We start from the raw sequence: 12720 nt of genomic DNA on the forward strand, positions 1-12720 counted from the left end.
CTATGAGGGTAGAAGTTACTAAATGACATTGTTTCTCAATTTGCGACCCCAGCTGGGGTCGCTGCATTGGAGGCCATTTTGTTTGTACAAAACCAACTCAAATCCTGGATCGCCGGCATCCGCAGCAAGACCGCCTTGCCGCTGCGCATAGAATTGTGGAACGGCCAGCATGTCGACCTGTCCAGCGAAGCGCCCAGGGTCACCATCCGCCTGCCGACCGTCGCCTCGGCGCGCTACCTGCTGAACCCGTCGCTGGCCAACCTGGGCTCGGCCTATGTGGAAGGCAATATCGAGGTCAAGGGCACGGCGATGGACATGATTTCCATCTGCAATGCCCTGGCGCGCACCACCTTGAAGCCGGAAGGCAAGCTGGCACGCATCGTGCGCAGCTTTACGCACGACAAGAGCAAGGATGCCGAAGCCATCCGCTACCACTACGACGTGTCGAACGCGTTTTATGAACAGTTTCTCGACCCCGCCCTCGTGTATTCCTGCGCCTATTTCGAGCACGGCGATGAAACCCTGGCGCAGGCGCAAGTCAAGAAGATCGACCATATCCTGAAGAAAATCCAACTGCAGCCGGGCCAGACCCTGCTCGACATCGGCTGCGGCTGGGGCGCGCTCGTCATGCGTGCCGCACAGCAATATGGCGCCCGCTGCGTGGGCGTGACCCTGTCGGAAAACCAGTACGCGCTGGCGCGCGAGCGCGTGGCGGCGGCCGGCCTGGCGCACCTGATCGATATCCGCCTGCAAGACTACCGCGACGTCACGGGCCAGTTCGACCGCATCACCAGCGTGGGCATGTTCGAGCACGTGGGATTGAAACATTTGCCCGACTACTTTGCCATCATCAACAAGCTGCTGGCGCCGGACGGCATGGCGATGAACCACGGCATCACCTCGACCGACCCGGAGAATGGCGAAACGCCATATGGCGGCGGCGAATTCATCGAAAAATATGTGTTTCCCCACGGCGAGCTGGCGCACGTCGGCAATGTGCTGAAAACCATGCAGCAGGGGGGGCTGGAAGTGCTGGACGTGGAAAACCTGCGCCGCCACTATGCGCGCACCTGTGCCCTGTGGACGGAAAATTTCGAAGCCCATGCCGAGCAGATCCGCCCGCTGGCAGGCGAACGGCGCTTCCGCATCTGGCACGTCTACCTGGCCGGCTGCGCCTATGCCTTCGAGCAAGATCTGATCAGCCTGTACCAGATCGTCTGCGTGAAGGCGGGCCGGCGCTCTTCCACCCTGCCGTGGTCGCGCAACTACATGTATGCGCAGGAGAATACGCAGGAGACAAGGCCGGCGGCCGTGTGCACGCCATGACTGGCGCGCACGGCCTTCACTTCAGGCGGCCCGCATACATGGCGCGGAACTTCTCCACCTTGGGCACGACGACCAGGGCGCAATAGCCCTGCAAGGGATGCTGCTCGACATAATTCTGGTGGTAATCCTCGGCCGGATAAAAGGTGGTGGCCGGCGCCAGCTGCGTGACGATGGGCGCATCCCACACGCCGGCCATCTCGGCCAGTACCTTGCGCGCCACGCTTTCCTGCCCGGTCGACTGGTAATAGATGACGGAGCGGAATTGCGTGCCGACATCATTTCCCTGGCGATTCAGGGTGGTGGGGTCGTGCAAGGTAAAAAAGATTTCCAGCAAGTCGTGGTAAGCGATGATGGCGGGATCGAATTCCAGGCGCACCACTTCCGCGTGGCCCGTCTCGCCCGCGCATACCTGTTCATATGTGGGATCGGGCACGCTGCCACCCATGTAGCCGGACTCGACGCGCGTCACGCCACGCACTTGCGCGTACACGGCAGCGAGGCACCAGAAACAGCCACCGCCCAATACCGCCACTTCCGTCTGTTGATTCATGATGTCCTCCCGCAACGCCTCTGCGACGTATCATTTCATCACTGTAACGTAAAGCGCCCCGGCCTGCAGCGCCGCTTGAAACGGCGCGTGGTGCACCGCACATAAGGGGCATGCCGGCCACGATTGCGCTGGCGCGGCCGATTTTTGGCATAATGTCAGCAAATAGACAGGTCACCCATGAACACACGCTCTCCCCGCGCGCCAGCGCAAGAATTCGATACCACCCATTTCCGCAAGGCACTGTCGCAGTTCGCCACCGGCGTGACGGTGATTACGACGCGCCTGGCCGACGGCAGTTTCCGCGGCTTGACGGCCAGTTCCTTCAATTCCGTCTCGCTGTCGCCGCCGCTGGTGTTGTGGAGCCTCGGTTCCGTGGCGAACAGCATGCCCATCTTCAGCGGCAACTCGCATTACGTCATCAATGTGCTGGGCGCCGACCAGGCGGAACTGGCGACACGCTTTTCACGCCGCACGCCCAATCCCTTCGACGACGTCGAATACGAGTTGTCGCGCACGGGCCAGCCCATCCTGAAAGGCGCGTCGGCCTGGTTCGAATGCCACAACCGCAGCCGCTATCCGGAAGGCGACCACGTGATTTTCGTGGGCGAAGTGGAACAATGCGCGTTTGCCGCGCAGCCGCCCTTGATCTTCCACAATGGAAAGTTCAATACACCGCCAGCCTGAGCTGGACGAAAAAAAATCCGCCGAGGCGGATTTTTTGTTTTACAGGGTGAATTTATACCCGATGCTGACACTCACGGCGAGCGGGTCGAGCTTGATGTCCTGCGTCTGCCCCGTCGAGAATTTCGCCTTGGTTTTCAGGAACGTCTTGACCACGGCCACGTCGGCAAACCAGCGCTCCTTGAAGGCCAGGGTGCTGCCGACCACCAGGCTGCCTGCCAGCTTGTTGTCCAGGCGGTAGGTGACGGGCGATCCACCCGGATCCAGCAAGGCCGTCATCTGGCCCGAGCCTTTTTCCTTCTGGAAATAGGCATACGTGAGGCCCGCGCCCACGTAAGGGCGGATCATCGCATTGGGCTGGAAGAAACGGTACTGGATGAAGGCCGTCGGCGGCAGGGCTTCCGCCGTCCCCAGCTTGCCCGTGCCCTTGATGGCACCGTCGCCCATCAGGTCATGCTTGTACGGCACGCCCAAAATCATTTCAGCGGAAATATTGTCCGTGATCATGTAGGCAAAGGTCAGGATGGGCTTGGTATCGGACTTGACGTCGGCCTTGGTGCCCGGCAATGCTGGCGCGGAAATGTCGCCGCTGTCCACGTGCGGCGTGATCTTGTTGACGCCGACCTTGGCCATCCAGGTGCCTGCGCTTTGCGCCGAAGCGCCCGTCGCCATGGCCATCGCGGCGGCCGCGGCCAGCACGCGTACAGCGGTATTCAAACGATTCTTCATCTTGTCTCCTGATTCAATATATGCGGAATGTTCCGCTTTCGAGTCCTGTCGCTGCCGGCGCCAGCCACGTCCCGGGGACGCAGCCGGCGCGGCCATTGCTTACAGCCAGCCCCGCACGACCATGTCCTTGGCCACATAACGGGCCAGCAACAGGTTGTTGAACGGCGTAGGGTGCACATCGTCGGCATACGAGTAGTGGCTGACGTCGCCCGCTTTCAGGTTCGAGCCATTGCACACCAGCGAGCTGCCCAGGATATTGCCCGGCGCGCTCAGGTCGCATGCCGTCTCGCTGACGTTGGTCAAGCCATACGGGCCAGGATTGACGCCCTGGTCATGGCTGACGGCAAACACGTCGACCAGCAAGACTTTCGCGTTGCCGTTCAAGCCGGTGCTCAGTTCGCCATTGAAGGCACCGACCATGGCATTGATCAGGGCCTTGGTGTTGGCATCCTTGCTCAAGCCCGATGGCGTACCGGCCACGTCCGGCAGGTTGTTGACGATGACATAGTTGGCGCCCTTGGCGATGATCTGCTCCTTCACCAGCGCCACCAGTTCGGTGCCCGCTTGTTTCATCGCAGCAACCAGCAACGGCCCCTGGGCCGCAGCGTAATCGGCACCGGCTTTGGCGCCGGCGGCATTGCCCGTCACCGTCGCATCGGCTTGCGCCTTGGCGACCAGCGGGCCATACACGGCAGGGCTACCCACTGCGGAATTACCCTGCTGAGTGGCAGCGACCGGGATAGCGGCCTGCACGATCGATGTCGATGTGGCGCCAGGCGCCGCGCTGGCCGTCTTGATGGCGGCGCCGATGGCTGCTGCTGCCGTGGCAGGATTGGTGGCGCCGGCCGCCAGGGCCATGGTCAGATTGGTGGCGAAAGCCTGCGCGCCAGCGGTCGCGCCGGCAGCCTTGCCAGCAGCCGTCGCCCCCGCCTGCAATGCACCCAGCTGATACAGCACGTCATTACCGCCGGCCATCACGAAGACGGCTTCCGTGCCGCTGAACTTGCCGCCAGATGCGGCCAGGTGATTGGCGATCTGCGTCACCACGGGCACGGTCAGGGCGCCCAGTTCGCTGCCCGTCGCCTGGTTGTTCGGGCCAACCGGATTGGTCACGCGCGAGCCGCCCATGGCGTAGCCGTAGCAGCCGGCATGCTTGACGCGCGGCACGGACAAGCCTTTCGCCGCATTGCCTTCCAGGCCCGTTTCGGCGGCGCATGGCGCGGCCAGGCCGAATTGCGCGGCCAGGTGTTCGGTCCAGTTCTTGCCCGTCAGTTCAGGATTGATCTTGGTATTGTCGCCATTGATGGTGAACTTGCCGCCACCTTTCGCCGCCACCGTGCCCACGGCATACGAACCGACATCGGACAGGCTGTCGCCGAACGACACCTGCGCCGTGTATTTGACTTTCAAGGTTTGATCACCGCCACTGGCGCCGCCGCAACCTGCCAGGACAGCCGCAGCCAGCACGGCCAGCGCGAATTTGGTTTGATGCATTTTGTCTCCTCGGTCTTTTTTCTGGTTTCTAAACGAACGGGCGTGCTATTCGCTACCCAACTAATATGCCATCGTTCCTCAGGCTTGTATAGAAAATATGTTTTAAAAATCAACGAAATAACAACACCACCAGCGCCCCGTCACGACCGGGCGATCCGCTGAATTATGGAGGATATAAGATGTTTCGTGGCAAGCATCTCTATTGCGCTGCATCAAGAAAAAGCCCCTTGCGGGGCTTTTATGATGCGGACAGAAATTGCTGCAAGATACCACTTGAGCCGAAGGCGGCACGCCGCAAACGATCGTTGACGCCCAGCCACGCGGGGCCGGTGGGCGGCGCTTCGACGAGGATCAGCTCGGCGCCGACCTGGTCCATCGTGCGCAGCGAGGCATACAGCGCATGTGCGTAATTTTCCGGGCTGGCCGCCAGGCGTACGCTGGCGCTGGCCGGCGGCAGGTCCGAATAGTGAATCAGGGCCACGCGGCGCCCGTCGTTGAGCAGGCGGTTCAAGGTGGCGCGCACGTCGTCGCTGTGCTGCATCGCAACAGGCGTGTGCGGTGCGTAATGCGATTCCAGCGTGCCCGAGGCGCGCGGCGCGGCCGCGTCCGCCACGGCCGGTGCGCGACCGATGACGGCGGCGATCTGCTCGCTGCTGATATGGCCGGGACGCAACAGCACGGGACCATGCGTGGCCAGGCGCGACAGGTCGACGATGGTCGACTCGATGCCGACGTCGCTCTGCCCGCCATCGAGAACCAGGCCCAGCAAGCCGCTGTCCAGTTCCGTCGCGAATTCATCGCGCACGTGCTGCGCCGTGGTGGGGCTGACATTGCCGAATTTGTTCGCCGACGGCGCCGCCAGGCCGCCCTTGCCGCCCTTGAAGGTGCGTAGCAGTTCGATAGCCATCGGATGCGACGGGCAGCGCAAGCCCACCGTGTCCTGGCCGCCGGACACGGCGTCGGGAATATGCACGGCGCGCCTGACGATCAGGGTCAGCGGACCGGGCCAGAAGGCGGCCACCAGCTGCCGCGCTTCGGGCGGGATATCGTCGGACCAGTGCGCCAGGTCGGCGCCGGGCGCCACGTGCACGATCACGGGGTGGTCCGAGGGACGGCCCTTGGCTTCGTAGATGCGCGCCACGGCGGCCGGGTTTTCCGCATCGGCGCCCAGGCCGTACACCGTTTCTGTCGGGAAAGCGACGAGGCCGCCCGCTTCCAGCACGGCGGCGGCCGCCGCCAGGTCGTGTGCGGGCACGCTCACGGCGCGATTCCCAGGATCAGGCAAGCGTCGCGCAAGCGCTGCTGCGCCTGCGGCAACGTTGCCGCGATGAAGGTCAGGTGGCCCATCTTGCGGCCACGGCGCGGATCATCCTTGCCATACAGGTGCAGGCACGCGCCTGGCAGCGCCAGCACCTGGTCCCACGCCGGTTCGCTGGCAACATCGCCGTCGTCGGCAAACCAGGCGTCACCGAGGATGTTGAGCATCACGGCCGGCGAATGCTGGCGCACGTCGCCCAGCGGCAGACGCGCCATGGCCCGTACCTGCTGTGCGAACTGGCTGGTGACGCAGGCATCCATCGTGTAATGGCCGCTGTTGTGCGGACGCGGCGCCATCTCGTTGACCACCAGGCTGCCATCTTCCAGCACGAAAAATTCGATGCACAACACGCCGACATAGCCGAGTTCGGCGACCATGGCTTGCGCCGCCCGCTGCGCCCTGGCGGCGCAGTCGTCCGACACGTTCGGGCCCGGTACCGTGGTGGTAAACAAGACGCCGTCGCGGTGCACGTTTTCGGCGATCGGATACACGACCGATGCGCCATCCACGCCGCGCGCCGTCAGCACGGACACTTCATACGCCAGCGGCAGCATTTTTTCCAACAGGCAAGTTACCTGTCCCATTTCCGCGAACGCGGCACGCACCTCGTCGCGCGTACGCACGCGGAACTGGCCCTTGCCGTCATAGCCCATGCGCACGGTTTTCAAGATACCCGGCAGCAAGTCGTCGGCAATGCCGTCGATATCGTCTTGCGTGGCGATCACCCTATGCGGCGCCGGCAGCACGCCGGATTTGCTGGCACAGTCGACAAAGAAACGCTTTTCCGCGATGCGGTCCTGCGCCACCGATACGCCGTGGGCGTTGGGGGCGACAAACACGCGTTCGGCCAGGCGCGACAGGCTGTCGGCCGGCACATTCTCGAATTCCGTGGTGACGGCCAGGCATTGCGCCGCCAGCGCGTCGAGGCCGGCCGCATCGCTGTAGCCGGCATTCACAAGGCGCTGCGCCACCTGCCCCGCGGGGCAAGTGGCGGCCGGCTCCAGCACAGGTTCAAGAACTGCCACCTGGTAGCCCATGCTCTGGGCGGCCTGGGCAAACATGCGGCCGAGCTGGCCGCCGCCCATCACGCCCAGCCACGCCGGTGGGTTGGCGGCGGGCAGCAATGGGAAAGTCGATTTACTATTCATTATTTTTCAAACACATTATTCAGGCAAGACCATGGCCTTGGCGGCGGCCGTTTGCGTGGCGCGGAAGGCTTCGAGCTTGTCGGCCAGGGCGTCGTCGTTGGCGGCAAGCATCGCCACCGCCGTCAGCGCCGCATTCGCCGCGCCCGCTTCGCCGATGGCGAAGGTGGCTACCGGCACGCCCTTGGGCATTTGCAGGATGGACAGCATGGAATCCTCGCCGCGCAGGTATTTCGACGGCACGGGCACGCCCAGCACGGGCACGATGGTCATCGCCGCCACCATGCCAGGCAGGTGGGCCGCGCCGCCGGCGCCGGCGATGATGGCGCGCAAGCCGCGCGCGCGCGCGCTTTTCGCGTACGCATACATCTCGTCGGGCATGCGGTGCGCGGAAATGACTTGCGCTTCGTACGGCACGCCAAACTGTTTCAGGATGGCAACCGCATTCTGCATCACGTCCCAGTCCGAGGACGAACCCATGATGACGCCGACCAGCGGCTTATTGTGCTCAGTCATCTCAGGCCTTCAGCTTCTCGCCCGTCAGGCGTTCGATGGCTTCGAAGTACTTGGCCTGGGTTTTTTCGATGACGTCGGCCGGCAGCGCGGGCGCCGGTGCGGTCTTGCCCCAGGTCAGCGTTTCCAGGTAGTCGCGCACGAATTGCTTGTCGAACGACGGCGGCGAGATGCCTGGCTGGTAGGAATCGGCGGGCCAGAAGCGCGACGAGTCGGCCGTCAGCACTTCATCCATCAGGTGCATCACGCCATGGTCGTCCAGGCCGAATTCGAACTTGGTGTCGGCGATGATGATGCCGCGCGTGGCCGCATATTCGGCGGCCGTCTTGTACAGGGCAATGGCGACGTCGCGCATCTTGGCGGCAAGGTCGGCGCCGATGCGCTGTTCCATTTCAGCAAAGCTGATGTTTTCATCATGCTCGCCCAGCTCGGCCTTGGCCGCCGGGGTGAAGATCGGCTCCGGCAGTTTTTCCGCCTGTTGCAGGCCGGCTGGCAGCTTGATGCCGCAGATGCTGCCCGTGTCCTGATAATCTTTCCAGCCCGAACCGATGATGTAGCCGCGCACGACCGCCTCGACCATGATCGGTTTCAAGCGCTTGGCCACGACGGCGCGGCCCTTGACTTGCTCGACTTCCTCGGGCGCCACCACGGATTCCGGCGCCACGCCGGTCAGGTGGTTCGGCACGATGTGGCCCAGTTTCTCGAACCAGAAGTCGCTCATCTGGTTGAGCACCTTGCCCTTGCCGGGGATAGGCTCGTTCATGACGACATCGAAGGCCGACAGGCGGTCCGTGGTGACGATCAGGATCTTGTCGTCGCCAACGGCGTAGTTGTCGCGGACCTTGCCGTGGCCCAGCAATGGCAGGGAGTGGATGGAAGTCTGATAGAGGCTGTTCATAGCGGGGGAATAGTTGGATGAAACGAAACCGGCAGGCAGGGAAAGCGCCCGCCGGTCGAGAAAATCGGGCACGGAGATACGGCTTCCGGCCCGTTCCAGACAGAATTTTACTTCACAATTTGCGACAGCTCGCCGGCCTTGTAACGCTCGGCCATTTTTTCCATCGTGATGACCTTGATCTTCGACGCCTGGCCTTCGCAGCCGAAGGCTTGCATGCGCGCGCGCACGATTTGCTCGGCGGCGGTACGGGCTGGCTTCAGGAAGTCGCGCGGGTCGAATTTCGACGGATTCTCGAACAGGTATTTGCGGATCGCGGCCGTCATCGCCAGGCGGATGTCGGTGTCGATGTTGATCTTGCGCACGCCGTGACGGATACCTTCCTGGATTTCCTCGACTGGCACGCCGTAGGTTTCCTTCATGTCGCCGCCGAATTCGCGGATGATGGCCAGCAATTCCTGCGGTACCGACGAGGAACCATGCATCACCAGGTGGGTGTTCGGGATGCGCGCGTGGATTTCCTTGATGCGGTCGATGGCCAGGATGTCGCCCGTCGGCTTGCGGGTAAACTTGTAGGCGCCGTGCGAGGTGCCGATGGCGATCGCCAGGGCGTCGCACTGGGTGCGCTGCACGAAGTCGGCCGCTTGCGCCACGTCCGTCAGCAGTTGCTCGCGGGTCATGGTGCCGTCGGCGCCGTGGCCGTCTTCCTTGTCGCCCTTCATGGTTTCCAGCGAACCGAGCACGCCCAGTTCCGCTTCCACCGTCACGCCGATGGCGTGCGAGAATTTCACCACTTCACGCGACACTTCCACGTTGTATTCGTAGGAAGCGACCGACTTGCCGTCCGCTTCCAGCGAGCCGTCCATCATCACGGAAGTGAAACCCGAGCGGATGGCGGCCATGCAGACGGCCGGCGACTGGCCGTGATCCTGGTGCATGACGACGGGGATGTGCGGATACGCTTCGACGGCGGCGTCGATCAGGTGGCGCAGGAACGCTTCACCGGCGTACTTGCGCGCACCGGCGGACGCCTGCATGATCACCGGCGAGTTCAAGGCGTCGGCGGCGGCCATGATGGCTTGCACTTGCTCCAGGTTGTTGACGTTGAAAGCAGGAATGCCATAACCGTTTTCGGCGGCGTGGTCCAGCAGTTGACGCATGGATACGAGAGACATGGTAATACTCCAGAGAACAATAGAAACTGTTGCGGCGCCGCGCGGCCAACTGCCGCGCCGGCGCCTGAATTCTTTACATCAAATCAGCACGGATTCAAGATCGCCGACTTTGACAATTTTCAATGCATTCGTACCGCCCACCTGGCCCATCGGCTCGCCCCAGGTGACGACGATCATGTCGCCCTTGCGGACGATGCCCTGCTCGACCAGCAGGTCTTCCGCCTGCTTCAGCACTTGCGCGCTGGGGGCGTTCTGCATCAGATGATACGCCCGAACATTGCGGTACAGCGCGGCTTTGCGCAAAGTCGTCACACTGGGCGTGAGCGCGTAAATCGGCGTGTCGATACTGTGGCGGCTCATCCACAAGGCGGTGGAACCGGATTCCGTCAGCGCCACGATGGCTTTCACGCGCAGGTGATGGGCCGTGAACAGCGCGCCATACGCGATCGACTGGTCGATGCGGGTAAACGTGACGTTAAGGAAATCGGCATCGAGCTTGTTGTATTCGGACTGTTCCGCTTCCACGCAGATGGCGGCCATCATTTCCACCGTCTCGATCGGGTACTTGCCCGAGGCCGTTTCGGCCGACGTCATGACGGCGTCCGTGCCATCGAGAACGGCATTGGCCACGTCGGACACTTCCGCGCGGGTCGGCACGGCGTTGACGATCATCGATTCCATCATCTGCGTGGCCGTGATGGCCAGCTTGTTCGACGCGCGCGCCATCTTGATCATGCGCTTTTGCAAGGCCGGCACGGCCGCGTTACCCACCTCGACGGCCAGGTCGCCGCGCGCCACCATGATGCCGTCGGACGCGTCGAGAATTTCTTGCAGCGCAGGAATGGCTTCCGCGCGCTCGATCTTGGCGATCATCATCGGCTTGTGGTGATACGGCTCGCCGGCGATATTGGCCAACTGGCGCGCCATTTCCATGTCGGTCGCGCATTTCGGGAAGGAAATGGCCAGATAGTCGGCCTGGAAACTCATGGCCGTCTTGATATCTTCCATATCCTTGGCCGTCAGCGCGGGCGCGGACAGGCCGCCGCCCTGGCGGTTGATGCCCTTGTTGTTCGACAACTCGCCGCCGATCTTGACGGTGGTGTGGATTTCGCTGCCGTGGATGCGCTCGACGATCAGCACGATAAGGCCATCGTTCAGCAGCAGCACGTCGCCCTTGTGCAGGTCGCGCGGCAAGGCCTTGTAGTCGAGGCCGACCCGCTCCTGGTTGCCCAGTTCGCCGTTTTCGCCCCACTTGGCGTCGAGGATGAAGCGCGCGCCCGCTTCGAGCTCGATGCGCGTGTTTTCAAACTTGCCGACGCGAATCTTCGGCCCTTGCATGTCGGCCATGATGGCCACTTCGCGGCCGCACTCGGCCGCCGCCTGGCGCACCAGTGCCGCGCGGTCGATATGGTCTTGCGCCTTGCCGTGGGAAAAATTCAAACGCACCACGTCGACGCCCGCACGTATCATCTTCACCAGGATATCGAAGTCGGTGGAGGCGGGGCCGATTGTTGCTACGATTTTTGTACCGCGTGGCATAGGAGTCCTTGTGCGCGAGCGAAGGTGAGCAAGACCTGGCGGCTGAACCGCCCGGCAAGGTAAAAGCGCAGCGGTCAGGCTGCGCTTGGTACTGAACTGCTGACGGCAGCGCCTTAAGCGGCGCGTTGCATCAGGATTTCCACGGCCGGCAGGGTCTTGCCTTCCAGGAACTCCAGGAAGGCGCCGCCGCCGGTCGAGATATAGCTGATTTGATCGGTAATATCGTATTTGGCAATCGCCGCCAGGGTGTCGCCACCGCCGGCGATGGAGAATGCTGTCGAGTCGGCAATGGCCAGGGCCAGGGTCTTGGTGCCGTTGCCGAACTGGTCGAATTCGAACACGCCGACGGGGCCGTTCCACACGATGGTGCCGGAGGCGGCGATCTGCTGCGCCAGCAGGGCGGCCGTTTTCGGACCGATATCGAGGATCATGTCGTCGTCCGCCACGTCGGCCACGTCCTTGACGGTGGCGGCGGCCGTGGGCGAGAATTCCTTGGCGCACACGACGTCGACGGGAATCGGCACTTGCGCGCCGCGCTGGGCCATGATGTCGATGATGGCCTTGGCTTCCTCGACGAGTTCCGCTTCCACCAGCGACTTGCCGACGTTCAAGCCGACGGCCTTCATGAAGGTGTTGGCGATGCCGCCGCCGACGATCAGCTTATCGACCTTGTCGGACAGGGCTTTCAGGATGGTCAGCTTGCTCGACACTTTCGAACCGGCAACGATCGCCAGCAGCGGGTGGGCTGGCGCGTGCAAGGCCTTGCCCAGCGCGTCCAGTTCGGCGGCCAGCAGCGGACCGGCGCAGGCGACGGGGGCGAACTTGGCGATGCCGTGCGTGGACGCCTCGGCGCGGTGGGCCGTGCCGAACGCGTCATTGACGTAGATATCGCACAATTTCGCCATTTTTTGCGCCAGCTCATCGCTGTTTTTCTTTTCGCCCTTGTTGACGCGCACGTTTTCCAGCAGGACGACCTGGCCGGCAGCCAGGGCTTCCAGGCCGGCGCCGTCGACCCAGTTTTGTTTCAGTGCCACTTCCTGGCCCAGCAGCTCGGACAGGCGGGCGGCCACGGGCGCCAGGCTGTCCGCAGGCTTGAACTCGCCTTCCGTCGGACGGCCCAGGTGCGACGTCACCATGACGGCGGCGCCAGCGTCGAGCGCGGCGCGGATGGCCGGCACCGAGGCGCGGATGCGCGTATCTTCGGTGATCTTGCCACTGTCATCTTGCGGGACGTTCAGGTCGGCGCGGATAAACACGCGCTTGCCTTGCAGTGCATTTTGGGCGATCAAATCTTGCAGACGGATGAAGTTGAGAACAGCTGACATGGCGATCCAGATGACGAGTGGAAGGAAGTG

Annotated in this window: 12 protein-coding genes; 2 read left to right on the plus strand and 10 right to left on the minus strand. The window is 63.0% G+C overall.

The features are described 5' to 3' along the window. Positions 1-78: 78 nt before the first annotated feature. Positions 79-1326, plus strand: a complete 1248-nt coding sequence (locus J0O65_RS00845) for a class I SAM-dependent methyltransferase (RefSeq protein ID WP_215403213.1) — start codon at positions 79-81, stop codon at positions 1324-1326. 16 nt (positions 1327-1342) lie between these two features. Here the strand turns inward: J0O65_RS00845 and msrA are convergent, their stop codons facing one another. Beyond that, on the minus strand, positions 1343-1876 hold the full coding sequence (gene msrA, locus J0O65_RS00850; RefSeq protein WP_215403216.1) for a peptide-methionine (S)-S-oxide reductase MsrA: 534 nt from the start codon (positions 1874-1876) through the stop codon (positions 1343-1345). 177 nt (positions 1877-2053) lie between these two features. Between msrA and J0O65_RS00855 the strand changes: the two genes are divergently transcribed. Beyond that, on the plus strand, positions 2054-2560 hold the full coding sequence (locus J0O65_RS00855) for a flavin reductase family protein (protein WP_215403218.1): 507 nt from the start codon (positions 2054-2056) through the stop codon (positions 2558-2560). Positions 2561-2599: 39 nt separating this feature from the next. On the opposite strand, the gene J0O65_RS00860 is transcribed toward J0O65_RS00855, so the two are convergent. From J0O65_RS00860 to J0O65_RS00900, 9 genes are all read right to left on the minus strand, one after another. After that, the gene (locus tag J0O65_RS00860; protein WP_215403220.1) at positions 2600-3286 is read right to left on the minus strand and encodes an OmpW/AlkL family protein; all 687 of its coding nucleotides are present in this window, start codon (positions 3284-3286) and stop codon (positions 2600-2602) included. A gap of 99 nt (positions 3287-3385) precedes the next feature. After that, the gene (locus J0O65_RS00865) at positions 3386-4780 is read right to left on the minus strand and encodes an SGNH/GDSL hydrolase family protein (protein WP_215403222.1); all 1395 of its coding nucleotides are present in this window, start codon (positions 4778-4780) and stop codon (positions 3386-3388) included. A 238-nt stretch (positions 4781-5018) separates the two neighbouring features. Continuing rightward, a complete protein-coding gene (locus tag J0O65_RS00870) occupies positions 5019-6041 on the minus strand; it encodes an L-threonylcarbamoyladenylate synthase (protein ID WP_215403224.1) in 1023 nt (340 codons plus the stop codon). Further along, positions 6038-7246, minus strand: a complete 1209-nt coding sequence (locus tag J0O65_RS00875; protein ID WP_215403226.1) for a 5-(carboxyamino)imidazole ribonucleotide synthase — start codon at positions 7244-7246, stop codon at positions 6038-6040. Before J0O65_RS00875 ends, J0O65_RS00870 begins: the two co-directional genes overlap by 4 nt. Before the next feature lie 15 nt (positions 7247-7261). Further along, positions 7262-7759: a 5-(carboxyamino)imidazole ribonucleotide mutase gene (gene purE, locus J0O65_RS00880; protein WP_215403228.1), complete on the minus strand. Its 498-nt coding sequence runs from the start codon at positions 7757-7759 to the stop codon at positions 7262-7264. A 1-nt stretch (position 7760) separates the two neighbouring features. Then, positions 7761-8654, minus strand: coding sequence for a phosphoribosylaminoimidazolesuccinocarboxamide synthase (locus tag J0O65_RS00885; RefSeq protein WP_215403231.1), 894 nt, complete (start codon positions 8652-8654; stop codon positions 7761-7763). 107 nt (positions 8655-8761) lie between these two features. Next, entirely contained in the window at positions 8762-9826 is a 1065-nt protein-coding gene (fba, locus tag J0O65_RS00890; RefSeq protein ID WP_010401625.1) for a class II fructose-bisphosphate aldolase, read from the minus strand. A 78-nt stretch (positions 9827-9904) separates the two neighbouring features. Further along, complete coding sequence (gene pyk, locus J0O65_RS00895; protein ID WP_215403233.1) at positions 9905-11365, minus strand: pyruvate kinase; 1461 nt, start codon at positions 11363-11365, stop codon at positions 9905-9907. Positions 11366-11478: 113 nt separating this feature from the next. After that, positions 11479-12690 carry a phosphoglycerate kinase gene (locus J0O65_RS00900; RefSeq protein WP_215403235.1) on the minus strand — a complete coding sequence of 404 codons (1212 nt, stop codon included), beginning with the start codon at positions 12688-12690 and terminating at the stop codon, positions 11479-11481. Positions 12691-12720 lie beyond the last annotated feature (30 nt).

The sequence above is a fragment of the Janthinobacterium sp. JC611 genome, from assembly GCF_018682595.1.
Lineage (GTDB): Bacteria > Pseudomonadota > Gammaproteobacteria > Burkholderiales > Burkholderiaceae_D > Janthinobacterium.